The sequence below is a fragment of the Rhizobium sp. BK196 genome, assembly GCF_014193255.1.
In the GTDB taxonomy this organism is placed as follows: Bacteria; Pseudomonadota; Alphaproteobacteria; order Rhizobiales; family Rhizobiaceae; genus Rhizobium.
The window spans coordinates 128,803-155,403 of record NZ_JACHZB010000011.1 but is presented as its reverse complement, the minus strand read 5'-3'; the positions used below and the strand labels follow the sequence as shown (position 1 = coordinate 155,403).

Below are 26,601 nucleotides of genomic sequence, written 5' to 3'. Positions count from 1 at the left end.
AACCATCGTGGAATGCCCTTCATGACCACTCTCCTGTGAGCACCAAAGTGTCAGGAGAATGCTGACGCGCCCCAATTGTTCCAGATGGAAAATTACTCGATCAAATGAGCGCCATCAAATGGGCGCTCAAGGACGCGCCGGCGTCAGCCGACGACGCCACAAACCATAGCGACGACAAAAAGGAAAGCCGCCGTGAAAAGGGCTGCATGGATCGCGGTCTGGATTCTATGCCGCGTGGTGACCGGCTTCTTTGCCGGTACGGATCCGTACTGGTTCACATGAGTATGCGAGATACCCAGATTTGCCATGTGTCGCCTCCGTCTGTTTGTTTTGCGGCCGAATTGCCGGCTCGCTTTATATTCTTATACTCTATAATGTAGGTAGAGATAATTTTCCGTCCAGAGCGGACGAAAGAGAAAATCCGCCCGGGTCCGATTTCAGCAGAGCGCGCGCCATGCCCAGAGCCAGGAACGTTCGGCAGAGCTGTCGCTCTGAGGTGCGCTCGGGGATGTTTCGATCAACCGGCGATCCTTTTCCGCCGGGATAGTCGCGGAGGCGATTTCCCTCCGCTCGGCCTTAACAGGCGGATCGAGGTAACCCATGGTCATCCCACCGAGAAAGAACATGCCTCAACCTCCATCGATCACGAAAGCTAACGGTCGTTAACGAGATCATGACAGAACTAAGGCAGCTGTCAATAGTCTAGTCGAATGGTCGTGTTTTAGGGAAACATTATCCTTAACGCCCGCGGGCATGCCAGATTTTTCAAGGACTTGAAACCATTGGCTTTCAAGCCTTCACGAAACCCTTGCTCGCGATCATCAAATTTCGCGTATACTCCTCGTGAACGCTGCCTGCGGCAAGTTCGGCCGATGTCAGCCGTTCAACGACGGCGCCGCCGCGCATCACCGCAAGCCTCTCGCACATATGGGTGACGACACCGAGATCGTGACTGACCATGACGAAGGTCAATTTCCGATCACGCCGGATCTGCTCCAGAAGATTGAGAACCTCGGCCTGCACGGAGGCATCCAACGCCGATGTCGGCTCATCGAGCAGCAGGATGGACGGTTCGACGATCAGTGCGCGGGCGATTGCCACACGCTGCCGCTGACCTCCGGAAAGCTGATGCGGGTAGCGGAACCGAAAACCATTGCCGAGCCCAACCTCGTCGAGCGCCCGGGCAATACGCTTCTCGCCATCGCCGATACCGTGGATGGCAAGCGGCTCCAGAAGCAACCGGTCGACAGTCTGGCGGGGGTGCAGCGAGCCATAGGGATCCTGGAAGACCATCTGGACGCTTCGATAGAAGCTTCTGCTGCGCTTCCAGCCTTTAAGCTCCTCGCCGTGAATGTGGATCGCTCCCTCACTGACAGGAGCGAGCCCGGCAACGGCGCGTAGCAACGTGGACTTGCCCGAGCCGGATTCACCAACGAGGCCGAAGGATTCGCCACTTTCAATGGAAATGCTCACATCTTTCAGCGCATGGAAATGGTCGTAGACGACACCGAGATGGTCTGCGGACAACGCTGTGCTCATAAAGCCCACTCCGGCTTGCGGTCGAGAACCGGCAGCGGATGCCTGTTTTCACCGATCTGCGGCATGCAGTTCAGCAGGCCCTGCGTATAAGGATGTTTCGCATTGCGGAGTTCGGACGCGGCAATCTCTTCGACGATGCGGCCGGCATACATGACGATGACGCGGTCGCAGAAGGAGGAGACGAGCCTTAGATCGTGGGAGACGAAAATCAACCCCATGCCGCGTTCGGACACCAGCCGGTCCATGATCCTCAAAACATCGAGCTGAACCGTTACGTCGAGCGCCGAGGTAGGCTCGTCGGCGATCAAGAGTTCGGGCCCGGCGACCAGCATCATGGCGATCATCGCGCGCTGGCCCATGCCACCCGAAACCTCGTGCGGATAGAGATCGAAGACGCGCTGGGGATCGCGGATCTGCACCGCTTCCAGCATGTCGAGCGCACGGTCTCGCGCCTCGCCTTTGCCGACCTTCTCATGCGTGCGCAATGTTTCGCAGATTTGCTTGCCGATGGTCATGACCGGATCGAGCGAATATTTCGGATCCTGCAGGATCATGGCGATGCGTTTGCCGCGAAGCTTGCGCCGGTCGGCGGCCGAGGCCTTGAGGAGATCGAGGCCGCTGAAATCCAGCGTGTCGGCGGTGACGAGGCCGTGCTTCGGCGTCAGCCCCATGATGGCGCGGCCGGTCTGCGATTTGCCGGAGCCGGATTCGCCGACGATGCCGAGCCGCTCCTTGCCGAGGATGAAGGAAACACCGCGCACGGCCTCAATGACACCCGTGCGGGTCGGATAGCTGACACGCAGGTTTTTCACTGTCAGAAGCGAGCTCATTGGCCAGCCTCCTTCGGATCGAGCGCATCGCGCAGGCCATCACCCAGAAGGTTGAAGCCGAGGCTGACAACGAGGATGGCAATGCCGGGCATGGCTGCGACCCACCATTGGTCGAGGATGAAACGGCGCCCAGAGGCGATCATCGCGCCCCATTCCGGCAGCGGCGGCTGTGCGCCGAGACCGAGGAAGCCGAGGCCGGCCGCCGTCAGGATGATGCCCGCCATGTCGAGCGTCACGCGCACGATCAGCGAGGAAATACAGAGCGGCATGACGTGCCTGATAATGATGCGCAGCGGCGAAGCGCCCATCAGCTTGACCGCCGAGATATAATCGGACCGCCGGACCGTCAGTGTCTCGGCGCGGGCGATGCGCGCATAAGGCGGCCAGGAGGTGATGGCGATGGCGATGATGGCGTTCTGGATGCCAGGCCCGAGGGCTGCGACGAAGGCAAGTGCCAGCACGAGCTTCGGGAAGGCAAGGAAGATATCGGTGATGCGCATCAGCGTCGCATCCACCCATCCGCCGGCATAACCCGATACCGTGCCGACGATGAGTCCAACAGGCGCGGAGATAACGGCGACAAGGACCACGACGAGCAGCGTCAGCCGCGAGCCGTAGATGAGACGCGAGAAGATATCGCGGCCCTGATCATCGGTGCCAAGCAGATAGCCGGCGCTGCCGGGCGGCAGCAGGCGAGCATTCTTGAGATCGCCGACAACGGGATTGTGGGTGGCGATCAGATTGGCAAAGGCAGCAATCAGCAACAGCGCCACGATGATCAGCAGACCGATGACGGCGAGCCGGTTAGCGGTGAATTGCCGCCAGGTAACGTAGGCGCGGCCGAGTCGAGCCTGCATGCGCGACTGCGGCCGGTCGGACAGCAACCAGTCACGGCGGCTCACGGGCGTGGAAGGCGTGGTCGGAACCGTCATCGGTCGCGCGTCCTCGGGTCGAGTATCCGATAGAGGAGATCGGAAATAAGGTTGATGCCGACGAACACCGTGCCAATGACGATCGTGCCGCCAAGCACGGCGTTCATGTCGGCGTTTTGCAGCGAGTTGGTGATGTAGAGGCCGATGCCGGGCCAGGAGAAGACCGTCTCCGTCAATACCGAGCCTTCAAGCAGACCTGCATAGGAAAGCGCTATGACGGTCACGAGCGGCACCGCTGCATTTCTCAACGCATGCCCCCAGATCACCCGTGTCTCAGAAAGGCCCTTGGCGCGAGCCGCCACCACATATTCCTGCGACAGCTCGTTCAGCATGAAGCTGCGGGTCATGCGGCTGATATAAGCGAGCGAGAAATAACCGAGCAGCGAGGCCGGCAGGATGATGTGGCGGAAGACGTCATAAAAAACATCCCACTGCCCCTGCCAGGCACTATCGAGGAGATAGAAGCCGGTGACCGGTGTGAAGCTGTATTCGTAGACGATATCGATGCGACCGGGGAAAGCCACCCAGCGCAGCTGCGCATAGAAGATGACGAGCGAGATCAACGCCAGCCAGAAGATCGGCACCGAATAGCCGACAAGGCCGATGACGCGCACGACCTGGTCGGCAATGCTGCCGCGGCGCACGGCAGCCAGTACACCGAGCGGCACGCCAATGACAGAGCCGATGATCGTGCCGACGGTCGCAAGTTCCAGCGTGGCCGGGAAGACGCGGCGAATATCGACCATGACAGGATTGGTGGTCAGCACCGAATTGCCGAAATCACCGGAAAGTATGCCCTTGAGATAGATGTAGAACTGCTCGTAGAGCGGCAGGTCAAAGCCCATCTCGCGGCGCACGCGCTCTACGACATGGGTCGGCGCGCGGTCGCCAAGAATGGCGAGCACGGGATCGATCGGCACGACGCGGCCAATGAAGAAGGTGACAGCCAGAAGGCCGAGATAGGTGGTGACGGCGGCGAAGAGGAAACGCCCCAGCGCCTTCGCAAAGGAGAGTGCACGGCCCTTGCGGGGCCGCGCCTCCTGTCTCGTTTCGACGATACTCACTGGATCAGCCTAGCCGGCCCCATCACTTCGAGATCGGGCCTACATAGTTGGTGTCGAAGCTGGGACCCAGCTTGAAGTCTTTGAGGCTCTTGCGATAGCCAGCCACTTCGATTTGCTGGAAGATGATGACGAAGGGGCTGTTGGCCAGGAACTTCTTCTGAATGTCCTCATACATGGCCGCACGCTTGGCGGCGTCACGCTCGAGCAGGGCAGCCTTCGTCTCCTTGTCAAGCTCGGGCGCTTCCCACGTATTGCGCCATGCAAGCGTCTTCACCGTGCCCGCATCGGAATTGTCGGGGTTGGAGGTAAAAGTATCAGCATTGGAGTTCGGATCGAAATAGTCCGATCCCCACTGGCCGATATACATGTCGTGCGTGCGGGCGCGGTACTTGGTCAGCGTCTGCTTACCGTCACCGGGGATGATCTCCATCTTCACCCCGGCCTGGGCAAGCGTCTGCTGCATGGATTCGGCAATGCCGGTGACCGGCTGCGTGTTGCGAACATCCATGGTGACCGAGAAACCGTCCGGCACGCCTGCCTTGGCGAGCAGTTCCTTCGCCTTGGCAACGTCGAGCTTGTAGGGGTTCTCGTTCAGCGCTCCGAGCTGGCCAGTCGGCAGGAAGGTCTGGTGGATCTCACCGATGCCCTTGATGAGGGTCGCGCCAATCGCGTCATAGTCGACGAGATACTTGAAGGCTTCCTGGACCTCAGGCTTCTTCAGGTTCTCGTTCTTGCTGTTGAGGCTGACGTAATAGACCGTGCTCTTCGGCGCATTGGTGGTCGCGAGATCCGCATTCTTGGCCACCGCATCGAGGTCGCCAGGCTCAAGGTTGCGGGCGATATCGATATCGCCGGCCTCAAGCGCCAGGCGCTGCGCCGAGCTTTCCTTCATGTAGCGGTAGATAACGCGGTTGAGCTTGGCTTTCTCGCCATAATAATTGTCGTTGCGTTCCATGACGACGACTTCGTTGGCGCGCCATTCACGCAGTTTGTAAGCGCCGGAACCGGCATAATTCGTCTTCAGCCATTCATTGCCGAAGTCATTGTCGTATTTGTGATCGGCATCGACCGTGACCGGTTTCACGTGGTCCATCACCAACTTCTTGTCGACGACGGAAGCAACTGTTGCCGTCAGGCAGTTCAGCACGAAGCTCGGCGCATAGGCCTTGTCGACGGTAAAGGTGAAGGTGGTCGGGTCGGCAGCCTTGGCCTTCTCGGTGACGTTGTCGCCGGTCAGGCCGAACTGGGTGAGAATGAAGGCCGGGCTCTTGTCGAGCTTGACGGCGCGCTCGAAGGACCAGGCAACGTCTTCGGCGGTGATCGGATTGCCGGAGGCGAACTTCAGATCCGGCTTCAGCTTGAACGTATAAGTGAGACCATCATCGGAAACGGTCCAGCTGTCGGCGAGGTCGCCCTTGATCTTCGAAGTGTCGTTCATGTCGAGACGAACGAGCAGGCTGTAGGTATTGCTGGTGACCTCAGCCGTCGAAAGCTCGAAAGCTTCGCCCGGATCCATCGTGATGATGTCGTCGATGGCAAAACCTTCGACGAGCGTGTCCTTCGGCGTCTCTGCGAAGGCAGCGGGCGCTGCTGCCATCAGGAGCGAAAGCGCAGCCCCTGCGGAAAGAAGGCGGAAGCTGCGGTTGAGTTTGGTAATCATCATGGCTTGTTCCCCTGTTTTGATTGATTACTAAGTATTATTTGGTCTCAGGCGTCCTCTTCCCTCCACGCCGAAGCCAGAATGCGAAGCCAGTTTTCGCTGGCGATTTTGGTCAAGTCCTCCGCACCATAGCCAGCTTGCCGGAGAGCGGCAATCAGCCTCTGGTTGCCCGAGGCATCACCAATTTCTTCCGGAATGGTGGCGCCGTCAAAGTCCGAACCGAGCGCCACGCAATCGATTCCGACCCGGTTCACGAGGTAATCGATATGGCAGATCATGTCGGAAAGCGGCGTATCGGCATCGGAGCGGCCATCCGGACGAAGCATTGCCGTCGCATAGTTCACACCGACAAGACCGCGACGCTCACGGATCGCGTCGAGCTGCCTGTCGGTGAGGTTGCGGGCGACCGGTGTCAGAGCATGGGCGTTGGAATGGCTGGCGACGAGCGGCTGGTCACTCGTCTCCGCCACATCCCAGAAACCCTTCTCGGTGATGTGGGCGAGATCGATCAGGATGCCGAGGCGGTTGCACTCGCGCACCAGCGCAAAGCCGGCTTCCGTCAAACCCGGCGCCGTATCCGGTGAGCTCGGGAAGGCAAAGGGCACGCCGTGCCCAAAGATATTGTGCCGGCTCCATACCGGGCCGAGCGAACGCAGCCCGGCGGCATAAAAAACATCCAGAGCAGCGAGATCGGCGCCGATCGCCTCGCAGCCCTCCATATGCATGACAGCGGCAAAAACGCCCGACGCCATCGCCTTGCGGATATCCTGAACCGAGCGGCAAAGTCGCCAGGCACCGGCACGGTCGAGTCTGAGCGCGATCGCCGCCATCTCTGTGGCTATGGCAAGCGAGGGCAGGGGATCAAGCGGAGCGGCAAGCGGCGTCGCATAATGGCCATTCGCATCGGGATCGGCAAAAACCAGATCGCCCGAGGGAATGTAGATGGCACAAAGGCCGCCCGCCAGACCGCCGGCCTTTGAACGCGGAGCATCTATATGACCTGCCGTCGTGCCATCAGCAAATTCCGCGACCGGATCACTTCCGTCTTTCGCATGAGACCAGAGTCGAAGGAGAACGTCGTTATGACCGTCGAATACGAGTTGCATCTGCTTTCCTGCACTGCCCGAGCGGGCGGATCGAAGCGGCAAGAATAGAAAAGCTGACGGAAAGCGCCACCTCTTTTTTTACAAAGGCGCGCTGTGGAAGCCATGCAATTTTGCGATGCAGAAGCAGAGCGACACAAGTACCGTCAATGGCGCGGCCCGCAGGCCCAATCGCCGTGGAATGCCTTTTGCCGATGACCTGAAAGAACCCCATGAGCAAGGAAATTTTCCAAACGCTTATCCGACAATACCCGCGTGCCAGGCTGTCGACGGCCGATCAGCCCTTGCCGGAAGCTGATTTTGAGGCACAGAAACACAAGCACTTTTCCCGTCGGGCGTTGGGCGGAGCGATCGGCATCATTCATAATGCCAGAGGTCAAATCGTCCTGGCGAAGAGAAGCGGTATGCATGCAGGCAGGTCTCTGCCGGGTGGAACGGTCGAAGAAGGCGAGGATTTCTCCGCCGCATTTCGCCGGGAGATAATGGAAGAGATCGGCGTGTCTTTGGATCTGGTGGATCTGATCGAAGTCGAACGAAAAAGGTTTATCTCACCACAAGGCGAAACCTTCGATTTTCTGCTCACCGTCTTCACAGCACGGATGCGTGAGGAAGAGTTGCCGGGACCAATGGATGACGCTATCGCGGAGGGACTTGAAATCGCCCTCTTCTATCCCGCCGCTATTCCTTCCGAGATGATTTTGGGTGATCGCCAGAAACTCACGCACCATCTGAAGACATCGGGGGCCCTTGATCCTTCGTCGTGATCGCAGCCATTCCCCATGAAACGATGAAGGGGGCTCGAAGCCCCCTTTTCCGGTTCAGTGCTTGGTCCGTTTCTTCTGTCTGTAGACGTCGATAACGACGGCCGCAACGATGATGACACCCTTGACTATTTCCTGATAGTAGGCGTCGATCCTGAGAAAAGTGAAGCCTGACGTCATGACACCGAGGATGACGGTGCCGATGACGGTGCCGGTGATGCGCCCGACACCGCCGGTCAGCGATGTGCCGCCGATGACGGTCGCAGCGATCGCGTCGAGTTCATATCCGACACCCATGCTCGCCTGCGCGGTTTCGGCGCGCGCTGCCGTGACGATACCGGCAAGACCGGCCAGCAGTCCCGCAATCACATAGACCTTGACGAGATGCGCCTCGATATCGATGCCGGAAACGCGTGCAGCCTGCGGATTGGCACCGATCGCGTAGGTGAACTTTCCGTAGCGCGTGTAACGCAACGCAATGTGGAAGATAAGCGCGACGACGAGGAAGACGACGACTGGCCATGCCTTGGTTCCGATGAAATGGAACTGTTCGGTGATCCCTGAAACCGGCTGCCCCTTCGTATACCACTTCGCGACGCCTCTGGCCGACACGAACATGCCGAGCGTCGCGATGAACGGCGGGATCTTCGTATAAGCGATGAGCGAGCCGTTTATGAGGCCGGCGACCGCCCCGATCAGCAGGCCGATCACGATCGGCACAAGAGCAGGCAGATCGGTCAGCGAAGGAAAAACAGCCCGCCCCCAGGTGGAGGACTGCGCGAAGCTCGTCGCGATCATCGCCGTCATGCCAACGACCGAGCCCGACGAAAGATCGATGCCACCCGTGATGATGACTTGGGTGACGCCGACGGCAATGATGCCGATCACAGAGACCTGCAGGATCATGATCGTCAGGCGCTGCGAATTCAGGAGGAAGCTCTGGCCGATGAACAGCCAGCCCAGCACTTCATAGACCAGCGCGATGCCAACAAGCACGAGGAAAATGCTGAGTTCCGGCGGCATGCGCCGCCGTCTCGGCCGAGTTGCGAGCGGAGCCGGACTCTCTGCTGCCGTGGTATTCATGTCAAACCTCCCTTGGGTGATCACAGGCGCGCATCACTGCGCAGCCAGCTCCATCACCTTGATCTGCGTTGCTTCATCGCGATTGAGGAAACCGGTCACGCGCCCTTCATGCATGACCATGATGCGGTCGCTCATTCCGAGGACTTCTGGCATCTCCGACGAGATCATGATGATCGCCACGCCGTTGCGCGCCATTTCCGTGACCAGCCGGTGAATTTCCGCCTTGGCGCCGACATCGATGCCGCGCGTCGGCTCATCGAGGATCAGAATCTTTGGATGAGTAAGCAGCCAGCGCCCGATCAGCACCTTCTGCTGATTGCCACCGGAAAGATTTTCGACGCGCTCGTAAAGATTGGGCGTTTTCACCCGCAGCCTTTTTGCCATGTCTTCACAGGTCGCTTCGACTGCGCCCTGCTGCACGAAGCCAGCCTTGACAAACCTATCCTGCAGGACGGCGATCTGCATGTTCTCCAGAATATCGAGGATCAGCAGGCACCCCGTATCTTTCCGGTCCTCGGTCAGGAACGCCATCCGGTGGCGGATAGCCTCGGTCGGCGAGGAAATCGTCACCGGCTTGCCAAACAGCTCGATCGAGCCGGAGCTTGCCGGCGTCACCCCAAAAAGCGTTTCAGCGACATTCGACCGTCCGGAGCCGACGAGGCCCGCCACGCCGAGAATCTCGCCGGCTCTCACCTCGAAGGAAACGTTCTGGAAAACCCTGTTGAGACAGAGATCCCTGACGGAGAGGACGACCTCGCCAATCGGCACCTCTTCCTTGGGGAACATCTGGGTGATCTCGCGCCCGACCATCATGCGGATGATGTCGTCACGGGTGACCTGCGTCGAAGCATGCGTGCCGATATAGCGACCGTCGCGGAAGACGGAAAACTCGTCGGCGATCTCGAAAAGCTCGTTCATCTTGTGAGTGATGTAGACGATGCCGATACCCTGGGCTCTCAGATCGCGGATAATACGGAAAAGATGCTCGACTTCGCGCTCCGTCAGCGCCGAGGTCGGCTCGTCCATGATGAGCACGTCGGAATTATACGAAACCGCCTTGGCAATCTCGACCATCTGCCGGTTTGCGACCGAGAGGTAGCGGACCTCGATATCGGGGTCGATTGCGATATTGAGCCGCGCAAACAGCTCCTCGGTCATGCGATGCATCACGCCGTGATCGACGAAACCGAAACGGTTCTTCGGCTCGCGGCGAATCCAGATATTTTCAGCGACCGTCATGAACGGCATCAGGTTCAGTTCCTGATGGATCATAGCGATGCCGTTTTCCAGCGCATCGAGCGGGGATTTCAACCGGATTTCGACCCCCTTCAGCCGGATATCGCCCTTGTCGGGCGTATAGATGCCGGCGAGGATCTTCATCAGCGTCGATTTGCCGGCGCCGTTTTCGCCCATCAGAGCATGCACGGAAGCGCGCTTCAGCCGGAACTGCACGTCGTCGAGCGCGACTACCCCGGGAAATTCCTTGCGCACGCCTTCTGCGCTCAAAAGATATTCCGCATTCGGAACTGCGCCGCTTGCGCGCACGGCGGCCATGGTTGACGGGCTGACGGCCATATCATCTCCTCCGGATACGGACAGGCTGAAAGGATGCGGGCGGAGCCCGCATCCTCCTTGGCGTTTGCCTCAGTTCTTGGAGACAAAGTCCTTGACGTTGGCAGGCGTGACGAGCTGGAAGGGAATGTAGACCTTCTTCTCGACCTTTTCGCCCTTCGCGATCTTGAGTGCTGTATCGAGCGCGCCCTTACCCTGGCCGGCGGCATCCTGGAATACGGTGACGTCGAGGTCGCCGGCCTGCATTGCGGCAAGCGCGTCCTGCGTGGCGTCGACACCGCCGATAACGACCTTCTTCATATCCTTGCCGGCCGCTTTCAGCGCCTGGATGGCGCCGATCGCCATTTCGTCGTTGTTGGAGATCACGGCGTCGAACTCGATGCCGCTGGAGAGCCAGTTGGTCATCAGGTCGGCGCCCTGGGTGCGATCCCAGTTTGCCGTCTGCTCTTCCACGATCTCCAGTCCCTTGCATTCATCGGTCTTGACGACGTCGTGAACGTCCTGGGTGCGCATCCGCGCAGCCTGGTTGGAGAGCTCGCCCATGATGACGACGGCCTTGCCCTTGCCGCCGAGAATACGGCAGATTTCCTTGGTTTCGAGCGTCCCGGATTCCTGCTCGTTGGAAGCGACGAAAGCCTGCTTGTCCGGCAGCGTATCGACATTGACAGGCTGGCGGTTGACGTAAACCAGCGGAATGCCTGCATCGGCAGCAAGCTTCGACATCGCCGTCGTCGCATCGGTATCGACAGGGTTGACGATAATTGCGTCGACCTTGGAGGCGATGAAATTCTGGATCTGGCTCTGCTGCTTGGAAACGTCATTCTGCGCGTCTTCAACCTGCAGTGTGACCCCCTTAAGGGTCTTTGCATAATCGGTCATGCCGTTGCGCAGAACGGTCAGGAAGTTGTCGTCGAACTTGGCCATCGAAACGCCGACGGTTTCCGCGTGTGCGGCCGTCGACAGGACGAGCGCCATCGCAGTGCCCAGGATGAATTTTTTCATTGCATTTTTCCTCCACAAAACGGTGCCCGGCTGCACCCTCCTCACGCCGGAGTCCCAGACATCCATCTGCGGACCTCAATCCCGCACCGCCTCTCCCGCGACGGCTCCGTCAAAACGGAACAAACAAACCGTTAAATTTGCTTTGCGGAATATTCATTCCATTTTATCGAAACGGCGTCAAGCCTCTTTGCCGATTTCGGATACCATTGCAGCGCAGGGACTGGGTACCGCGGTGAATTCCGGATGATCGGCCCGTTGCACTCCAGCCACGATGGACGGCAAACCGTCACAAACGCTTATTGTGATCGTCCTAGAAATCCCCATCTAGTCGAAGTTCATAGCGGCCCGCGCACACGGGCTGCTTGCTTGAAGATTTTTGGAGACAGGACAGATGTCCATTTCGATGTATCGCCTGACCGTGCCGATGTTCCTGCGCGGCATTGCCAGCCTGAAAACCTACCTCGACAAGGCAGAAGCGCTTGCCGAGGAAAAGAAGATCGATCCCACCATTCTCGTGAACGCGCGTCTCGCCCCGGACATGCTGCCGCTTTCCGGCCAGTATCAGCGTGCCAGCGACACCGCTAAATTTGCGCTCTCCCGACTGACTGCAACCGACGCACCGAAATTCGAGGACAATGAAACCACGATCGCAGAGCTGCGTGAGCGCATGGCGAAGACGGAAGCCTATCTCGCCAGCTTCTCGCCGGAGGCTTTGGAAGGCAGCGACGTCAGGGATATAACCATACCCGGCCGCAACGGTTCGGTCGTGCCGGGCATCGAATATGTCGCCCTCTTCGCACTGCCGAACTTCTACTTCCACGTGACAACGGCACATGCCATCCTGCGCAACCAGGGTGCGCCCGTCGGCAAGCGAGATTTCCTTGGAAATTTCTGACGCTTATCAGGGTCGGTACGTTACCGGCCCTTTTTCCGTCAGTTCGGTGTAGGCAAGCGTCTGATCCAGATGTCGTGCCCTGAGCGACAGCAGCCGTTCTGCGTAGGTGAGCCGTACCGAAGCATAGGCCGGATCATCGGCAAGATTGCGCAGTTCCATCGGATCCTCGAAAAGATCGAAGAGCAGCGCCGGCAATGCCGTGAAATGCACGTATTTGAACCTGTTGTCGCGGATGACTGCAAGATTCAGCTCGTTCGACCGAAGGCCGAAATGCCGCTCCGCCCCGCCATGCGCGATATCCCGGAAATCGAATTCCCAGAAAGCCGCATCCCGCCAGCCGGGCGCCACGCCGCCATCGAGGAAAGGCACAAGCGAGTGCCCGTCGATGCCATTGGCAGGTCTGATGCCCAGCCGATCGCAGAGCGTCGGGAATACATCGGCAGCACTGGTGAAATTCTGGACGACACCACCGGAAGAAGCCGCGCCAGGATCGCGGATGACGAGCGGAATATGATAGCTACCGTCGAAATAGCCGCCCTTGCCGAGCGTCCAGTGATCGCCCGCCATCTCGGCGTGATCGGACGTGAAGACGACGATCGTGTCGTGCCAGGTGCCTGCGTCTTTCAGCGCTTGCCAGATACGACCGAGCTGGTCATCCACCTCTGCGATCATACCGTAGTAGATCGACCTGATGGCATCGAAATCGGTAGCGGTCCAGTCGCTGAGCGGCCCTTCCGCCCCCTGGATGAAACTGCCCTTGCCGGCACGCGGCATGGCATAAGCGAGATAGGGATGGCCTTGCTGTTCCATCTCGCGGTCTGTCGCGCGTGCAAAGGCCGGACCTTCACCCGGCTTGAACATGCGGTTGAACGGCTCTGGTACCGAGAAGGGCGGATGCGGCCGCAGGAAGGAAATATGCGCGAACCATGGTGAATCCTGCTCGCCCATCCAGCGGATGAATTCCTCGGTCAGGAAAGCGGTCTGCGTCTCTTCGCGTGAATAGGCTGGCGCTGCATCCGAGATCTCCCCTGCTGCAGCGCCGACCGCAATGTGGACATCTCGGCTGACGGCATCAGCACGACCGCGCGACCGCAACCAGGAAAGCCACTGTCTTTCATGCTCGGGCAGCAGCTGGCGAACCGTAAACCCCGGCAGCACGCCTTCATAGGTCGTCAGATGCGGATCATTGGCATCCATCTCGCGTGGATCGGGCGCCGTGTCCGTGTAGCCGAACAGCGTCGGATCGTAGCCCGCCCGCCTTGCCGCCAGCGCCAGATTGTCGAAGCGCCGGTCGAGCGGCGAGCCGTTCCGGCAGACCCGGTGGTTCATCTGGTAGAGGCCGGTATAGAGCGTGGCGCGCGCCGGCGAACAGGGAGCAGCACCGGCATAATGGCGCCGGAAGAGCGTGCCCTCCTTCGCCAGGGCATCGACATTGGGCGTCCTGACGCAGGCGTGCCCCACAGAAGAGAGACAATCGCCGCGCCATTGATCCGCAGTGATGACGAGAACGTTGGGCCGTGACCCGCGTTCAGTGATGGTTTGATCTCGCATGCCAGTTCCAGGCCGACTGGATGATCTGCGAGAGATCATACTGCGGCACCCAGCCGAGCACGTCGCGCGCCTTGTCGTTATTGGCGACCAGAGTGTGCGAATCGCCTTCACGGCGACCGATATACTCCACCGGGAAGGGCTTCCTGGAGACATCCTCGATGGCGCCGAGCAACTCCTTCACCGTGGTGCCGGTGCCCGTGCCGAGATTGAGCGCAACGGATTCGCCGCCATCAAGCAGATATTGGACGGCGCGCACATGTGCATCGGCAAGATCGAGAACGTGGATATAGTCGCGCACGCAGGTGCCGTCGCGCGTCTCATAGTCGCTGCCGAAGACCTTGAAGCCCTGGCGACGGCCGAGTGCTGCATCGATCGCCAGCGGGATCGCATGCGTTTCCGGCTGGTGCCATTCGCCGATGCGGCCCTCGAAATCGGCACCGGCGGCATTGAAATAGCGCAGCACGACGGAGCGAAGGCTCTTGTACTGGTCGTAATCGGCAAGCGCCTGCTCGACGATATATTTGGTGCGGCCATAGGGATTGATCGGCACCTGGCGGTGCGTCTCATCGAGCGGCACGCTCTGCGGCAGACCATAGGTCGCGCAGGTGGACGAGAAGACGAAGGCATTGATGCCCGCCGCCTGCGCCGCCGACAGCAGCGTCAATGTACCAATGACATTGTTCTCATAAAAAGAGACTGGATCCTTGACCGATTCGCCGACCTCGATCAGCGCCGCAAAATGCAGGATCGCCGACGGCTTATGCTTTGCCAGCACCTCATCGAGCCGGGCGCGATCGCGGATATCACCCTCTTCCGCCGGTCCCCATCTGACGAATTCGCGATGGCCGTTGGAAAAATTGTCGAAGACGACGGGCTTGTAGCCCTTGTTCGCCAGATCGAGACACGTATGCGAGCCAATATACCCAGCGCCGCCGACGACGAGTACCGTTTCACCTGCCATACATCTCACCTTTTGCAAGCCACAGATGCGCGGACCTTAGACAAGTTACGCGTCAGTAAAAAGTTATCTCGGTTACATATTTGCAAAAATAAGAAGATTAGAGATGCCTTTTATACGGAATATGCTTTTCGAAAGAGCGATTGGCTTGCCGGCTACATCGAAAGCCGGCCATGTCTCTAGTGTGCCGGCAACGACTTTCGCATCGAAGACATTCGTTATATCGCTAGCGACGTCGGCAATGAACCCATCGTCTCAGCGCTTTCACGGTCGAAGAGATCGAGCGACCTCTGGCCGGCGAACCGTTGCGCTATAGTGTTACCGTCGAAAGCCTGCTTAATCAGGCCTAGAGGAGGAAATATGAAAAAGGCGATCATCGTCTGGGGCGGCTGGCAGGGCCACGAGCCGGAGCCCTGCGCCAATATCGTTGGTGAATTGTTGCGCGAGGACGGCTTTGCAGTCGAAATCACCAATGACCTCGGCATCTTCGGCTCGCGGCTTCTCGCAAATGCCGATCTTCTGGTGCCGGTCATTACCGGCGAGAAGCTGGAAAAGCCGCACGCAGATGCCCTGACCCAAGCCGTTCGCGGCGGCCTCGGCCTTGGCGGCCATCACGGCTGCCTTGCCACCTCCTTCAAGGAAAGCGCAGCCTTCCGCTACGTCTCCGGCGTTACCTGGGTTGCCCATCCCGGCAATATCATTGACTTCAAGGTTGCCGTAACGCGGCAGGACGATCCGCTGATGGAAGGTATTCCGGACTTCGACTATCGCTCGGAGCAGTATTATCTGCACTACGATCCCTCAGTCGAAATTCTCGCCACGACGACCTTCACCGGCCAGTACGATCCCGCCGCCCGCAATGTCACGATGCCCGTCGTGTTCAAGCGGCATTTCGGCGAGGGTCGCGTCTTCTATTCCGCACTCGGCCATGTCGCTGCCGAATTCAGCCACCCCTACATGCCCCTCATTCTCCGACGCGGTCTCAGCTGGGCCGCTCGCCAGTAATCGGGGGCCAGGACCGGAACGAGCTGCGATGCTTGGCTGGCGGCTTCGACGAATATACAGAGCCGTGGACCGTTCACACCATGTTTGCGAACAAGCCGGCCTGACGACGAAAAAGCCGCCGGCACGACGGCTGGCGGCTTTTACCATTCAGCATATAAAAGCGCCTCTGCGATGCAGGCCTCAGCCGAGCCTAGCGGCCCGCCGCCTTGCACCGGCTGCTTTGATCGTCCTTTGCCTCGGCCTCATCATAGACTCGCATCAGGCGCCCGGCTGCCTTGAGCTTTTCGATGAGATCGCTCCCATCGGCGGAAGCCTTGGTAGCCTCGAGCTGTTCGAATTCCCTGAGCGCCTGCGCCCAGTGGCTTTCGCCCCGACCATGCGGCCGGCCTTCCTCTTCCCAGATAGCATATGCCCGCTGGCTGACCCAATCATCCCGATTACGACTCATTGCAAAACCCCAGCCAGTAAAAACGCATACGCAATGCCAATGAGAATAAAAGTGCCAGCCCGGACTTTAGGAGTCGTTACTGCGGGATGTAATTTTGCAGGATAAATTGCTTCGGTAAGAGTAGTTTTTCAATATCTATAGTTAAAAGGGCGGAAACGTTCATCCGCCCTGATATGTTCAAACGGCGATAGACTCTTCAGCCGCCTCCCTGGCTTCGCCGGTACCTCGTCCCATGAAGGTGAAAATGACGATTGCCGTCAGGATCGTGATGCCGGTCAAAAACCATAGAAGTAGCCCGAAGGCGCTATTATAGGCATGGATGAGTTCCAGTTCTCCCATGCCCGAAAGAGCCCGGCCCGCACCATTGAGATCTCCCGTCACCAATCGCTGTGCCGCCACCGTCGCTTCATGGCTTGTTCCAAGATAGGACTGCGTCAGCGCGGAGAGGACTGCGCTCACGATGGCGAGCGCTACCCCTTCGCCTGCGACGCGGGTCGTACTGAATATCCCGGTTGCCATGCCGGCACGCTCCTTCGGCACGACACTGACGGCAAGCCCGTCCATGAGGCCCCAGGGCAGGCTGATGCCGATACCAATCGTCAGCAGCGGTGCAATAAGCGCCACATGATCCGAACCGACGGGAATGTGTGCGAGCCAGAAAAGACCGGCGGCCGAAATGACGAGACCGACGCTGCAGATCGTAGCTGCCGGCAACCACCGGGTCAGCAGCCCGGCCGCGACCGGCAGGATGAGAAGCGGACCGGAAAGCGCGATCATCATCTGTCCGGCGGCAACCGCGCTCAAACGCTCGACGCCGACGAAGCGCAACGGCAGCAGGATCAGCAGGACAACGAAAGCATAAGCGGGAGCAGCCGCCAGAAGCTGCACACTGACAAAGCGAGGATAGCGGAAAAGCGTCAGATCGAGCATCGGCCGCCTTACGAGGTGCTCGATGAAGCAGAAGACGGCCATCAGCAGCGCCGAGCCCAAAATGAGCCCAAGCGTGAGAGCATCGCTCCAGCCGCTTTCCGGCGCCCGCAGCACGCCATAGGTAAAGAGCGACAGGGCCAACGTGAAGCTGATCGCGCCTGGCCAGTCGAGCCCTCTTGCCTCGGGGTCGCGGGTTTCCGTCAGGAATACCGACCCGAAGACGAAGGCGATGATAGCGAGGCCGACCACGAGCACGAAAATCGCCCGCCACTCGTAGGCCTCGATCATCATGCCCGACGCCATCGGCCCAAACGCCAGGCCGACCCCGAAACTGGCACCCACGAGACTGAAGGAACGCATGCGTTCCTTTCCGTCGAACTCCTGCGCCAGCGATGCCATCCCGCCGGAAAAGGCCGCGGCCGAGCCGAAGCCCTGAAGCGCGCGAAGGCTGTCGAACCAGACGATGTCAGGCGAAAAGGCAAGCCCCCCGGAAAATAGGATGAAGGCGGCAAGGCCGCACAGGAAGACGCGCTTGCGGCCATAGCTGTCTGCCAGCGCGCCGGCCGCCATCAATGTGCTGCCAAATGTCAGCATGAAGGCGTTGGTGACCCAGTTGTGAGCGATCGGGCTGCCGCCGAGTTCGGCACTGATCGCCGGCAGGGCCACGGCGGGACCTGTAAAGGTGAGAGGCATGGCCGCCGCTGCCGAGCAGACGGCGATCAAGACGAAGATTTTCTCCGCCATACTTGCAGGTTTGGATTTATGGGGAACGGTCATCTGATATCCGCTGGTTCGAATGTGGGACGCGCCTGAGAGGGGCGCGGGCGGCGCTGAAACGCCTGGACTTCGATTGCGGGAAGCAGCATAAATTGAGGATAATGCTTCAATAACCTACGGTTTGTTCCGCATATAAAGGAAGAAACCGCTCGAATGGATCGACTTATGGACCAACCTCTGGGTGGCCTCACGGCATTTGTCAGAACTGCGGATCTTGGAAGTTTCGTCGCCGCCGGCCGAGCTCTCGGCCTTTCCGCCTCCGCTGTCGGCAAGGCTGTGACCGCGCTTGAACAACAACTCGGCGTCCGCCTGTTCCAGCGCTCGACACGAAGCTTGCGGTTGACCGAAGAAGGCCGCCTGTTCCACGAGCGCTGCCGGCGCATCCTTGATGACCTGGAAGATGCCCAGGCCTCGCTCGCTCAGGCTGTCGCGACCCCTCGGGGGCGGCTGCGCGTCAGCGTGCCGCTGGTCAGCTACCATCTGATTCTGCCGATCCTGCCGGAATTCGTGAACCTCTACCCGGAGGTCGAACTGGATCTCGACTTCAACGACCGGATTGTCGATCTGATCGAAGAAGGCGTCGATGTTGCAATCCGCAGCGGGACCTTGCCAGATTCGAGACTGATGTCGCGCGCACTTCGCCCGTTTCAGCTCCTGCTATGCGCCGCGCCTGCCTATCTGGAAAAATACGGAACACCGGATTGTCCCCGCGATCTCCAAGGCCATCAGAGCGTCCGGTTCCGATTCCCCAATTCCGGAAAGCTGCAGCCCTGGCCGCTCAGCCTCACCGCGGACCATCCCGAAATCAGAACCCGTACCGTTCTGACCTGCAACAACATGGAAGCCCTTCGCGGCGCCACCATCAGCGGCATGGGTATCGGCTGCATGCCGGATTTCCTCGCCCGCGACCCGCTGGCCGACGGCAGGCTGCGCACCGTGCTGGACGCTCACATAGATGCCCCCGGCCAGTTCCACCTGCTCTGGCCGTCCAACCGGCACCTTTCTCCCAAGGTCCGAGTGCTCGTCGATTTCCTGAGCGAGAAGCTGTTCTCCGATCGCTGTGAGAGCTACGCAAAAGATACGGCAGCGCTACCTTCTCCGAGACATTGAACGCCGGCATCACCAGCATCATGATGCTCTCGCCGAACCGGATATGCATCGGCCCGGAAATTCTGAGTCCAAATGACAGGGCTTCGAATACCTCAGCGCATAGGATACATAAGATGCATAGGCTTTTTCATTGGTCGTGCGGGAAATGTCAGACGGTGACATGACAGGCATTGAATCTGACATTTCCTATAGAGCCGTTGAAATGGCCTATGCATCTCATGCATCCTATGCAGGCCCCGAAAACAAATGGGCCTTTCTCGCCGCTGACTTCTCCCGACGCCCCTCTTTCTCCTGACGTCCGTCTCGGACTCAACCTTCTCGCCGATAATCTCCGTGATCATCAACATGGGGAAAGGCGAAAGGCTGGATGACGTGGTAAAAGTCCACTCAGAAAAATCGGAATCGCTTCACGCTGTGGCCAGAATATAGTGAAAGACTGGCGACGGTCGATGCCTTGGGCTCGACGATCGACAAAGGGCTGCAATCGGTTGCCGGCGGTATGGCGGAGAGGGTGGGATTTGAACCCACGATACCCTTGCAGGTATGCCGCATTTCGAGTGCGGTGCATTCGACCACTCTGCCACCTCTCCGCGGTCTAGGTCGGCGCTTGTTCGGCGCGGGCGTTCTCATAACGAGCAAATGACAGGCTGGCAAGCCGAAATCTCAAGCTTTTCCATCCTTTTGCCTTGACACCTTTCTGTCACTCGCGTATCCCGCATCCGCAATAGGAGTGGAGTAATCCGCCCCTTGCCCGCCTCGCGCTCGCGTGGGGTTTCACCGGCAGACCAGAGTTCCGGGCTAGTTCCCTGAAATCCCTGCTTAACTTCGACTGATAAAAAGACAGCCACCTGCGCTTTGCGGGGAGAGCTGGATCGAACATGAAAGGATAAAATAATGTTCGCAGTCATCAAGACCGGCGGTAAGCAGTACCGTGTGGCAGCCAATGACGTGCTGACCATCGAGAAGCTTGAAGCCTCCGCTGGCGACTCCATTGAATTCACCGAAGTCCTCGTGATCGGCGAAGGTGCCGACGCAGCGATCGGTGCGCCCTTCGTAGCCGGCGCCTCCGTCAAGGCGGAAGTCGTCGACCAGACCCGCGGCAAGAAGGTCATCGCCTTCAAGAAGCGTCGTCGTCAGAATTCGAAGCGTTCGCGCGGCCATCGCCAGCATCACACGGTTGTCCGCATCACGGACATCGTGGCCGCCAAGTAAGATCAACGGGTTTCAGGTTTAAAGGAGAACTCCAATGGCACATAAAAAAGCTGGCGGTTCCTCGCGTAACGGTCGCGATTCCGAATCCAAGCGCCTCGGCGTGAAGAAGTTCGGCGGCGAGAACGTCGTAGCTGGCAACATCATCGTTCGCCAGCGCGGAACCCAGTGGCATCCGGGCGCCAATGTCGGCCTCGGCAAGGATCACACCATTTTTGCGCTTACGGCTGGCAATGTGGACTACCGAACGAAGGCCAATGGTCGCGTCTACGTGTCTGTAATGCCGAAAGCGGAAGCAGCGGAATAAGCCGGTAGCGCTCAAAAACAGCCGGCGTCTCATCGACCCGGCTGACCGTACCAGGTTCAGTCCAGAAAACAGGGGAGATGGGGCGCCATCTCCCCTTTTTCTTTGTCCAAACAGGAGGACTGAACATGCAAGGCGAATTGATAAGGGTCGACCAATCACGGTCAACCCGGGAAGACCAGCGGTCTTCCATGGAACGGCTGAGGCCGGAGCGGTTAAGGACCGATTGCCCTGTCTTGTTATCGGAAAGGCTCGTCATGCGCGCGCCCCACGAGGAAGACATTGACGCCCTTGCCCATCTCGCCAACAACGCCAAAGTCGCCACCATGGTATCGCGTATGCCGCACCCCTATACCGCCAATGATGCCGCCGACTTTGTTTGGCGTACGCGAAATGGCGAGATTGGCAAGTGCGTCTATGCCATCACCAAGGCCGAAAACGGCGCCTTCATGGGCTGCTGCGGCGTGGAGCCGCATACCGACGAAAAGACCGTCGAGATCGGCTATTGGCTCGGCGAACCCTATTGGAACCAGGGTTATATGACCGAGGCCTGCCATGCCCTCGTCGACATGGTATTCAGGACGCGGCAGCAGGTCGAGCAGATCGACGCCCGCTGCCGGGTCATGAACGTCGCCTCGCGCCGCGTCATCCAGAAGTGCGGCTTCCAGTTCCAGGGATCCGGCCTTGCCGCTTCGCTGGCGCTCGGCAGCAACGTGCCGGTCGAATGGTACCGGCTCGACCGGAAGACCTGGATGTCTCTGAGAAGCTGGGGGGCAATCTCATGAGTCCGGCTACCCTTCAGCGGCCCAAGAGCAAGCCTATGATGCCCGGCCCTGCTCCGGTCATCACGACGGCAAGGCTGACGCTTCGCCCGCACAGGCTGAGTGACGCTCCGGCGATCGCGGAATCACTTTCCGATTTCGCAGTCACCCGCATGCTGGCCCGCGTTCCCGCCCCCTACGACCGGCAGGATGCGCTGGATTGGCTGATCGCGGTCACGTCAGGCGTCATGCCTGACTGGAGTTTGGCGATCACCGGCAGTGATGATGTTCATATCGGCAATGTGTCGATCGAACTCCGTCACGGCCGCTGGCACCTCGGTTACTGGCTGAACCGCTACTACTGGCAGCGCGGCTACATGAGCGAGGCGGCGGAAGCAGCGCTGGAGCGTTTCTCACAGCGCATGCCTGACATTCCCGTTCATTCGGGCGTCTTTGCCGACAATCCTGCGTCGCTCCGGCTGCAGGAAAAGCTCGGTTTCCGGATGACCGGCTGCAGCGAAATCTACTCTTTCGCCCGCAACACCATGGTCGCCCATATCGAAACCGTGCTGCAGCCCGGCGCGCTGCAGCAGCAGAAAGTGGCCTGAATTAACGAGGACGCCGCGGCAAAAGCGGCGTCCTTTCAATCGCCGATCTCGACCCGCAGGGGAAAATGATCCGAACCTGGGGAATTCGTATCAATGACAGCCGATCTCAACCGGTCCTTGAGGCCGCAACTGACGAAACAGTAATCGATATGCATACGCCTGCCGTGATCTTCCGGATCCATCCAGCTGTAGCTGCCGGGCGTGTAGGCGCCAAGCGCCGCAAAAGCGTCGACGGGCGTGCCGATCCGCGCCGTACGGCCGTAAAACCCGTCAAAAGCGCCAGCGAAGGTGCAATATTCCGGCGATTCCGGCTCCATATTGAAATCGCCCATGATCACGTAATCCTCCGGCAGCGGCGGCTCAGGAAGCCCGAGTTCACAGGCTCCGGTCAGCGACGCGCCCTCCTGAATGAACGCATTGATGCGATCGCTGAGATAGTGGAGCTGCGCAATGCGCTCGTCGATCGAAACGTGGTCGAGATGAACGGAATAGACGCGGAGAGCACCCTCAGGTGTGGCAATGACGGATTCCGTCGCACCGCGCTGCAAATTGACCTTGTCGACCGTACGGCTGCGCGGCAGAAGCAGCGTTCGCGTCGACAGGATGGGCCATCGCGACAGGACCATATTGCCGAACTGGAAACGGGTGCCGCGCGGCAGGGGAACCTGGCCCTCCGGCGCCTCGACATGGATGTCGCAGGCCGCTCCATAGACCCAGAAATGGTCGGGAAACAAGGCCGCGATGATGGCGGGCATGTCGGCATAATCGTTGCGAATGAAACCTCTCGTCACCTCCTGCAGGGCGATGACATCAGCGCCTTCAAGACTTTCGGCGATGCGTTCCAGATCGTATCTGCCATCGAGACCGAAGCCGTACTGTATGTTATAGCTCGCAAAAATCACGATATTCTTTGACCTCCGCCTGAACCGCCTATATCGAGTGGGCCAAGAGGGGTCGCCCAAACGCACCGAGTACTGGAAGTAAAATGAAATTTCTCGATGAAGCAAAGGTCTATATCCGGTCGGGTGATGGCGGCGCGGGCAGCGTTTCCTTCCGCCGTGAGAAGTTCATCGAGTTCGGCGGGCCCGACGGAGGCGACGGCGGACGCGGCGGCGATGTGTGGGTCGAGGCCGTCAATGGCCTCAACACGCTGATCGATTTTCGCTATCAGCAGCACTTCAAGGCCAAGGTCGGCATGCACGGCATGGGCAAGAACCGCACCGGCGCGAATGGCGACGACGTGACGCTCAAGGTTCCCGTCGGCACGCAGATCTTCGAAGAGGATCAGGAAACCCTCATCTGCGACCTGACCGAGGAAGGCCAGCGCTTCTGCCTGGCAAAAGGCGGCAATGGCGGCTTCGGCAACGCTCATTTCAAGTCTTCGGTCAACCAGGCGCCGGACTGGGCCAATCCCGGACTTGAGGGCGAAGAAAAGACCATCTGGCTGCATCTGAAGCTGATTGCCGATGCTGGCCTCGTCGGCCTGCCGAATGCCGGCAAGTCCACCTTCCTCGCTTCGGTCACCCGCGCGCGCCCCAAGATCGCCAACTATCCTTTTACGACGCTGCATCCGAACCTCGGTGTCGCGACCATCGACAGCCAAGAATTCATCCTTGCCGATATTCCCGGTCTTATCGAGGGCGCGCATGAGGGCGTGGGCATCGGCGACCGTTTCCTCGGTCATGTCGAGCGCACGCGCGTACTGCTGCATCTCGTCTCTGCCCAGGAGGAAAAGGTCGGCAAGGCCTACAAGACGGTGAAGCACGAGCTCGAAGCCTATGGCAACGACCTCGTCGACAAGCCGGAAATCGTCGCGCTCTCGCAGATCGACGTGCTCGACGATGCGACCCTGAAGAAGAAGGCGAAGGAACTCGCCAAGGCCTGCGGCAAGACGCCGTTCCTGATTTCCGCCGTCACCGGCAAGGGAATGACGGAAGTGCTGCGCGCGCTTCGCGATATCATCGTCGAAGCCAATACCGAGGAAAAGCCGGCCAAGACCCCTAAGCTGCGCCATCGCGACATGATCCTCAACGACGAGGACGAGAGCGATGAGTAGCCGCAAACCGCTGGATCGCTACCGCCGCGTCGTCATCAAGATCGGCTCGGCGCTCCTGGTCGATCGCAAGACCGGTCTGAAGAAATCATGGCTCGATGCCATGTGCGCCGATATCGCTGCGCTGAAGTCCAAAGGCGTCGATATCCTTGTGGTATCGTCAGGCGCTATAGCACTCGGCCGCTCGGTGCTCGATCTTCCCTCGGGCGCCCTGAAGCTGGAGGAAAGCCAGGCGGCGGCGGCCGTCGGCCAGATCGCGCTGGCACGTGCCTGGTCGGAAAGCCTGTCGCGCGACGATATCGTCGCCGGCCAAATCCTGCTGACGCTCGGCGACACCGAAGAGCGTCGCCGTTATCTCAACGCCCGCGCCACCATCAACCAGCTTTTGAAGATCGGCGCCGTGCCGATCATCAATGAGAACGATACGGTCGCGACCAGCGAAATCCGCTATGGCGATAACGACCGCCTGGCTGCTCGCGTCGCGACCATGACAGGCGCGGACCTGCTGATCCTTCTCTCCGATATCGACGGTCTCTACACTGCCCCGCCGCATCTCGATCCGAATGCGCAGTTCCTGGAAACCATTGCGGAAATCACCCCCGAGATCGAAGCCATGGCCGGTGGTGCGGCCTCCGAACTCTCACGCGGCGGCATGCGCACCAAGATCGATGCCGGCAAGATCGCGACGACTTCGGGCTGCGCCATGATCATCGCGTCAGGCAAGACGGAAAGCCCGCTTTCGGCAATCGAAAACGGTGCGCGCTCCTCCTGGTTTGCGCCTTCGGGCACGCCCGTCACCGCCCGCAAGACCTGGATTGCCGGACAGCTTCAGCCGGCCGGCATGCTGCATCTCGATGAAGGTGCCGTCACCGCACTCGGCGCCGGCAAGAGCCTGCTGCCCGCCGGCGTGCGCAGCATCTCCGGCAATTTCGCCCGCGGCGATACGGTCGCGATCATCGCCCCCTCCGGCCGCGAGATCGCCCGTGGGCTGGTCAGCTACGACGCAGAAGAAGCCCGCCAGATCGCCGGCCGCAAATCGGCTGAAATCGAGGCGATCCTCGGTTATCCCGGCCGCGCCGCCATGGTCCATCGCGACGATATGGTGATGACGGCGCAGATCGGTTCGAGATCAGAAAGGCAGAAGAAGGACGCAAGCTATGCTTGATACGGTTGCGCTAAGCCCTGACATTGACGCGCTGATGAACGACATCGGCCGCAAGGCCAAGGCCGCCGCGCGACCATTGGGCTTTGCTTCCACCAATGCCAAGAACAAGGCTCTGAACGCCATGGCGGATGCCATCCTTGCGAACAAAGCCCATATCCTTTCGGAAAATGCGAAAGATTTGAAGGATGTCGAGGGCACGGACATGCTCGCCTCCTTCATCGATCGCCTGACGCTGAATGACAAGCGCGTCACGGAAATGGCTGAGGGCATCCGCGCGATTGCGGCTCTTCCCGATCCTGTCGGCGAGGTCATCGCCGCCTGGGATCGCCCGAACGGCCTGAAGATCGAACGTGTCCGCACACCACTCGGCGTCATCGGCGTCATCTTCGAAAGCCGGCCGAACGTCACGGCCGATGCCGGTGCGCTCTGCCTGAAGGCCGGCAATGCGGTGATCCTGCGCTGCGGTTCGGATTCGCGCCGTTCCTCGGCTGCGATCCATGCCTGCATGGTCGAGGGTTTGAAATCTGCCGACCTGCCGGAACATGCGATTCAGCTTGTGCCCGTCACCGATCGCGCCGCCGTCGGCGCCATGCTGCGCGGGCTTGATGGTGCAATCGACGTTATCGTACCGCGCGGCGGTAAGAGCCTCGTTGCTCGCGTCCAGAGCGAGGCACGCGTACCGGTTTTCGCCCATCTCGAAGGCCTCTGCCATATCTATGTCGACGCCTCCGCCGATCTCGAAATGGCGAAAAAAATCATCGTCAATGCCAAGATGCGCCGCACCGGCGTCTGCGGCGCGGCTGAAACGCTGCTGGTAGACAGTGCTGCCATCGGCACGCATCTGGCACCATTGCTCAAGGTTCTGACTGAAGCCGGCTGCGAGGTTCGCGGTTCGGCCGCGGTTCTCAACGTAGTATCCGGCCTCAAGCCTGCGACCGAAGAAGACTGGTCGGCCGAATATCTGGACGCGATCATTTCCGTTGCCGTCGTCGACGGCATTTCCGGCGCGATCGGCCATATCCAGAAATATTCGTCGAACCACACCGAAGCCGTGCTTGCCGAAGACCCTGAGGTCGTCGAGCGCTTCTTTACGGAGATCGACTCGGCCATTCTGCTGCACAACGCCTCCACCCAGTTTGCCGATGGCGGAGAATTCGGCATGGGTGCGGAAATCGGCATCGCCACCGGCAAGATGCATGCGCGCGGTCCTGTTGGCGTCGAGCAGCTCACCTCCTTCAAGTACCGCGTTCGCGGCAACGGACAGACGCGGCCCTGACGTGA

27 protein-coding genes and 1 tRNA gene are annotated in these 26,601 nt (G+C 59.7%); 11 read left to right on the top strand and 17 right to left on the bottom strand.

Annotated elements, in window-relative coordinates; translation table 11 throughout:
* Nucleotides 1–143: 143 nt before the first annotated feature.
* The 8 genes from FHT78_RS27910 to FHT78_RS27875 all read right to left on the bottom strand — a co-directional run bounded on the left by FHT78_RS27910 (nucleotide 144) and on the right by FHT78_RS27875 (nucleotide 7,131).
* Nucleotides 144–308, bottom strand: coding sequence for a hypothetical protein (locus tag FHT78_RS27910; protein WP_183749791.1), 165 nt, complete (start codon nucleotides 306–308; stop codon nucleotides 144–146).
* Nucleotides 309–437: 129 nt separating this feature from the next.
* Nucleotides 438–626 (bottom strand): hypothetical protein, encoded by a 189-nt coding sequence (locus FHT78_RS27905; protein ID WP_183749790.1) that lies wholly within the window; start codon nucleotides 624–626, stop codon nucleotides 438–440.
* Nucleotides 627–789: 163 nt separating this feature from the next.
* Nucleotides 790–1,539: an ABC transporter ATP-binding protein gene (locus FHT78_RS27900; RefSeq protein ID WP_183749789.1), complete on the bottom strand. Its 750-nt coding sequence runs from the start codon at nucleotides 1,537–1,539 to the stop codon at nucleotides 790–792.
* Entirely contained in the window at nucleotides 1,536–2,369 is an 834-nt protein-coding gene (locus FHT78_RS27895) for an ABC transporter ATP-binding protein (protein WP_183749788.1), read from the bottom strand. Before FHT78_RS27895 ends, FHT78_RS27900 begins: the two co-directional genes overlap by 4 nt.
* The gene (locus FHT78_RS27890) at nucleotides 2,366–3,301 is read right to left on the bottom strand and encodes an ABC transporter permease (protein WP_183749787.1); all 936 of its coding nucleotides are present in this window, start codon (nucleotides 3,299–3,301) and stop codon (nucleotides 2,366–2,368) included. The genes FHT78_RS27895 and FHT78_RS27890 overlap by 4 nt, the downstream gene beginning before the upstream one ends.
* Nucleotides 3,298–4,365, bottom strand: a complete 1,068-nt coding sequence (locus tag FHT78_RS27885; protein ID WP_183749786.1) for an ABC transporter permease — start codon at nucleotides 4,363–4,365, stop codon at nucleotides 3,298–3,300. Before FHT78_RS27885 ends, FHT78_RS27890 begins: the two co-directional genes overlap by 4 nt.
* Before the next feature lie 22 nt (nucleotides 4,366–4,387).
* Nucleotides 4,388–6,028 (bottom strand): ABC transporter substrate-binding protein, encoded by a 1,641-nt coding sequence (locus tag FHT78_RS27880; protein ID WP_183749785.1) that lies wholly within the window; start codon nucleotides 6,026–6,028, stop codon nucleotides 4,388–4,390.
* Nucleotides 6,029–6,072: 44 nt separating this feature from the next.
* Nucleotides 6,073–7,131, bottom strand: coding sequence for a dipeptidase (locus tag FHT78_RS27875; protein ID WP_183749784.1), 1,059 nt, complete (start codon nucleotides 7,129–7,131; stop codon nucleotides 6,073–6,075).
* A gap of 209 nt (nucleotides 7,132–7,340) precedes the next feature.
* On the opposite strand from FHT78_RS27875, the gene FHT78_RS27870 reads away from it, so the two are divergent.
* A complete protein-coding gene (locus FHT78_RS27870) occupies nucleotides 7,341–7,892 on the top strand; it encodes an NUDIX hydrolase (RefSeq protein ID WP_183749783.1) in 552 nt (183 codons plus the stop codon).
* A 54-nt stretch (nucleotides 7,893–7,946) separates the two neighbouring features.
* Here the strand turns inward: FHT78_RS27870 and FHT78_RS27865 are convergent, their stop codons facing one another.
* The 3 genes from FHT78_RS27865 to FHT78_RS27855 all read right to left on the bottom strand — a co-directional run bounded on the left by FHT78_RS27865 (nucleotide 7,947) and on the right by FHT78_RS27855 (nucleotide 11,546).
* A complete protein-coding gene (locus tag FHT78_RS27865; RefSeq protein WP_183749782.1) occupies nucleotides 7,947–8,972 on the bottom strand; it encodes an ABC transporter permease in 1,026 nt (341 codons plus the stop codon).
* Nucleotides 8,973–9,005: 33 nt separating this feature from the next.
* Nucleotides 9,006–10,547 (bottom strand): sugar ABC transporter ATP-binding protein, encoded by a 1,542-nt coding sequence (locus tag FHT78_RS27860; RefSeq protein ID WP_183749781.1) that lies wholly within the window; start codon nucleotides 10,545–10,547, stop codon nucleotides 9,006–9,008.
* A 69-nt stretch (nucleotides 10,548–10,616) separates the two neighbouring features.
* Complete coding sequence (locus FHT78_RS27855; RefSeq protein WP_183749780.1) at nucleotides 10,617–11,546, bottom strand: sugar ABC transporter substrate-binding protein; 930 nt, start codon at nucleotides 11,544–11,546, stop codon at nucleotides 10,617–10,619.
* A 391-nt stretch (nucleotides 11,547–11,937) separates the two neighbouring features.
* On the opposite strand from FHT78_RS27855, the gene FHT78_RS27850 reads away from it, so the two are divergent.
* Nucleotides 11,938–12,441, top strand: a complete 504-nt coding sequence (locus FHT78_RS27850; protein ID WP_183749779.1) for a DUF1993 domain-containing protein — start codon at nucleotides 11,938–11,940, stop codon at nucleotides 12,439–12,441.
* A gap of 6 nt (nucleotides 12,442–12,447) precedes the next feature.
* Here the strand turns inward: FHT78_RS27850 and FHT78_RS27845 are convergent, their stop codons facing one another.
* Nucleotides 12,448–13,992 carry an alkaline phosphatase family protein gene (locus FHT78_RS27845; RefSeq protein WP_183749778.1) on the bottom strand — a complete coding sequence of 515 codons (1,545 nt, stop codon included), beginning with the start codon at nucleotides 13,990–13,992 and terminating at the stop codon, nucleotides 12,448–12,450.
* On the bottom strand, nucleotides 13,970–14,953 hold the full coding sequence (gene galE / locus FHT78_RS27840) for a UDP-glucose 4-epimerase GalE (protein WP_007824880.1): 984 nt from the start codon (nucleotides 14,951–14,953) through the stop codon (nucleotides 13,970–13,972). The genes FHT78_RS27845 and galE overlap by 23 nt, the downstream gene beginning before the upstream one ends.
* A gap of 357 nt (nucleotides 14,954–15,310) precedes the next feature.
* Between galE and FHT78_RS27835 the strand changes: the two genes are divergently transcribed.
* Nucleotides 15,311–15,955: a ThuA domain-containing protein gene (locus FHT78_RS27835; RefSeq protein ID WP_183749777.1), complete on the top strand. Its 645-nt coding sequence runs from the start codon at nucleotides 15,311–15,313 to the stop codon at nucleotides 15,953–15,955.
* Nucleotides 15,956–16,145: 190 nt separating this feature from the next.
* On the opposite strand, the gene FHT78_RS27830 is transcribed toward FHT78_RS27835, so the two are convergent.
* Nucleotides 16,146–16,403 (bottom strand): DUF2934 domain-containing protein, encoded by a 258-nt coding sequence (locus FHT78_RS27830; RefSeq protein ID WP_183749776.1) that lies wholly within the window; start codon nucleotides 16,401–16,403, stop codon nucleotides 16,146–16,148.
* Nucleotides 16,404–16,580: 177 nt separating this feature from the next.
* A complete protein-coding gene (locus FHT78_RS27825; protein ID WP_183749775.1) occupies nucleotides 16,581–18,110 on the bottom strand; it encodes an MFS transporter in 1,530 nt (509 codons plus the stop codon).
* A 165-nt stretch (nucleotides 18,111–18,275) separates the two neighbouring features.
* On the opposite strand from FHT78_RS27825, the gene FHT78_RS27820 reads away from it, so the two are divergent.
* Nucleotides 18,276–19,220 (top strand): LysR family transcriptional regulator, encoded by a 945-nt coding sequence (locus tag FHT78_RS27820; RefSeq protein ID WP_183749774.1) that lies wholly within the window; start codon nucleotides 18,276–18,278, stop codon nucleotides 19,218–19,220.
* Nucleotides 19,221–19,720: 500 nt separating this feature from the next.
* Here the strand turns inward: FHT78_RS27820 and FHT78_RS27815 are convergent.
* Nucleotides 19,721–19,810: transfer RNA gene (locus tag FHT78_RS27815), tRNA-Ser, on the bottom strand.
* A 304-nt stretch (nucleotides 19,811–20,114) separates the two neighbouring features.
* On the opposite strand from FHT78_RS27815, the gene rplU reads away from it, so the two are divergent.
* The 4 genes from rplU (at nucleotide 20,115) to FHT78_RS27795 (ending at nucleotide 22,102) form a co-directional block, all read left to right on the top strand.
* Nucleotides 20,115–20,432, top strand: coding sequence for a 50S ribosomal protein L21 (rplU, locus tag FHT78_RS27810; RefSeq protein WP_007824851.1), 318 nt, complete (start codon nucleotides 20,115–20,117; stop codon nucleotides 20,430–20,432).
* 34 nt (nucleotides 20,433–20,466) lie between these two features.
* The gene (rpmA, locus tag FHT78_RS27805) at nucleotides 20,467–20,736 is read left to right on the top strand and encodes a 50S ribosomal protein L27 (protein WP_113429721.1); all 270 of its coding nucleotides are present in this window, start codon (nucleotides 20,467–20,469) and stop codon (nucleotides 20,734–20,736) included.
* Nucleotides 20,737–20,861: 125 nt separating this feature from the next.
* On the top strand, nucleotides 20,862–21,518 hold the full coding sequence (locus FHT78_RS27800; RefSeq protein WP_183749773.1) for a GNAT family protein: 657 nt from the start codon (nucleotides 20,862–20,864) through the stop codon (nucleotides 21,516–21,518).
* Nucleotides 21,515–22,102, top strand: a complete 588-nt coding sequence (locus FHT78_RS27795) for a GNAT family N-acetyltransferase (protein WP_183749772.1) — start codon at nucleotides 21,515–21,517, stop codon at nucleotides 22,100–22,102. The genes FHT78_RS27800 and FHT78_RS27795 overlap by 4 nt, the downstream gene beginning before the upstream one ends.
* A 35-nt stretch (nucleotides 22,103–22,137) precedes the next feature.
* Here the strand turns inward: FHT78_RS27795 and FHT78_RS27790 are convergent, their stop codons facing one another.
* A complete protein-coding gene (locus tag FHT78_RS27790) occupies nucleotides 22,138–23,004 on the bottom strand; it encodes an endonuclease/exonuclease/phosphatase family protein (protein WP_183749771.1) in 867 nt (288 codons plus the stop codon).
* Nucleotides 23,005–23,087: 83 nt separating this feature from the next.
* Between FHT78_RS27790 and obgE the strand changes: the two genes are divergently transcribed.
* The 3 genes from obgE to FHT78_RS27775 are packed head-to-tail and all read left to right on the top strand — an operon-like array spanning nucleotide 23,088 to nucleotide 26,596.
* Nucleotides 23,088–24,158, top strand: a complete 1,071-nt coding sequence (gene obgE / locus FHT78_RS27785; RefSeq protein WP_183749770.1) for a GTPase ObgE — start codon at nucleotides 23,088–23,090, stop codon at nucleotides 24,156–24,158.
* Nucleotides 24,151–25,320 (top strand): glutamate 5-kinase, encoded by a 1,170-nt coding sequence (gene proB / locus FHT78_RS27780; RefSeq protein ID WP_183749769.1) that lies wholly within the window; start codon nucleotides 24,151–24,153, stop codon nucleotides 25,318–25,320. Before obgE ends, proB begins: the two co-directional genes overlap by 8 nt.
* Nucleotides 25,313–26,596 (top strand): glutamate-5-semialdehyde dehydrogenase, encoded by a 1,284-nt coding sequence (locus FHT78_RS27775; protein ID WP_183749768.1) that lies wholly within the window; start codon nucleotides 25,313–25,315, stop codon nucleotides 26,594–26,596. The genes proB and FHT78_RS27775 overlap by 8 nt, the downstream gene beginning before the upstream one ends.
* The last annotated feature ends 5 nt before the right edge of the window (nucleotides 26,597–26,601 follow it).

Coding starts and splice junctions, on each gene's coding strand:
- FHT78_RS27910 (WP_183749791.1), bottom strand. CDS start 308: ATGGCAAATCTGGGTATCTCGCATACTCATGTGAACCAGTACGGATCC.
- FHT78_RS27905 (WP_183749790.1), bottom strand. CDS start 626: ATGTTCTTTCTCGGTGGGATGACCATGGGTTACCTCGATCCGCCTGTT.
- FHT78_RS27900 (WP_183749789.1), bottom strand. CDS start 1,539: ATGAGCACAGCGTTGTCCGCAGACCATCTCGGTGTCGTCTACGACCAT.
- FHT78_RS27895 (WP_183749788.1), bottom strand. CDS start 2,369: ATGAGCTCGCTTCTGACAGTGAAAAACCTGCGTGTCAGCTATCCGACC.
- FHT78_RS27890 (WP_183749787.1), bottom strand. CDS start 3,301: ATGACGGTTCCGACCACGCCTTCCACGCCCGTGAGCCGCCGTGACTGG.
- FHT78_RS27880 (WP_183749785.1), bottom strand. CDS start 6,028: ATGATGATTACCAAACTCAACCGCAGCTTCCGCCTTCTTTCCGCAGGG.
- FHT78_RS27875 (WP_183749784.1), bottom strand. CDS start 7,131: ATGCAACTCGTATTCGACGGTCATAACGACGTTCTCCTTCGACTCTGG.
- FHT78_RS27870 (WP_183749783.1), top strand. CDS start 7,341: ATGAGCAAGGAAATTTTCCAAACGCTTATCCGACAATACCCGCGTGCC.
- FHT78_RS27865 (WP_183749782.1), bottom strand. CDS start 8,972: ATGAATACCACGGCAGCAGAGAGTCCGGCTCCGCTCGCAACTCGGCCG.
- FHT78_RS27860 (WP_183749781.1), bottom strand. CDS start 10,547: ATGGCCGTCAGCCCGTCAACCATGGCCGCCGTGCGCGCAAGCGGCGCA.
- FHT78_RS27855 (WP_183749780.1), bottom strand. CDS start 11,546: ATGAAAAAATTCATCCTGGGCACTGCGATGGCGCTCGTCCTGTCGACG.
- FHT78_RS27850 (WP_183749779.1), top strand. CDS start 11,938: ATGTCCATTTCGATGTATCGCCTGACCGTGCCGATGTTCCTGCGCGGC.
- FHT78_RS27845 (WP_183749778.1), bottom strand. CDS start 13,992: ATGCGAGATCAAACCATCACTGAACGCGGGTCACGGCCCAACGTTCTC.
- galE (WP_007824880.1), bottom strand. CDS start 14,953: ATGGCAGGTGAAACGGTACTCGTCGTCGGCGGCGCTGGGTATATTGGC.
- FHT78_RS27835 (WP_183749777.1), top strand. CDS start 15,311: ATGAAAAAGGCGATCATCGTCTGGGGCGGCTGGCAGGGCCACGAGCCG.
- FHT78_RS27830 (WP_183749776.1), bottom strand. CDS start 16,403: ATGAGTCGTAATCGGGATGATTGGGTCAGCCAGCGGGCATATGCTATC.
- FHT78_RS27825 (WP_183749775.1), bottom strand. CDS start 18,110: ATGACCGTTCCCCATAAATCCAAACCTGCAAGTATGGCGGAGAAAATC.
- FHT78_RS27820 (WP_183749774.1), top strand. CDS start 18,276: ATGGACCAACCTCTGGGTGGCCTCACGGCATTTGTCAGAACTGCGGAT.
- rplU (WP_007824851.1), top strand. CDS start 20,115: ATGTTCGCAGTCATCAAGACCGGCGGTAAGCAGTACCGTGTGGCAGCC.
- rpmA (WP_113429721.1), top strand. CDS start 20,467: ATGGCACATAAAAAAGCTGGCGGTTCCTCGCGTAACGGTCGCGATTCC.
- FHT78_RS27800 (WP_183749773.1), top strand. CDS start 20,862: ATGCAAGGCGAATTGATAAGGGTCGACCAATCACGGTCAACCCGGGAA.
- FHT78_RS27795 (WP_183749772.1), top strand. CDS start 21,515: ATGAGTCCGGCTACCCTTCAGCGGCCCAAGAGCAAGCCTATGATGCCC.
- obgE (WP_183749770.1), top strand. CDS start 23,088: ATGAAATTTCTCGATGAAGCAAAGGTCTATATCCGGTCGGGTGATGGC.
- proB (WP_183749769.1), top strand. CDS start 24,151: ATGAGTAGCCGCAAACCGCTGGATCGCTACCGCCGCGTCGTCATCAAG.
- FHT78_RS27775 (WP_183749768.1), top strand. CDS start 25,313: ATGCTTGATACGGTTGCGCTAAGCCCTGACATTGACGCGCTGATGAAC.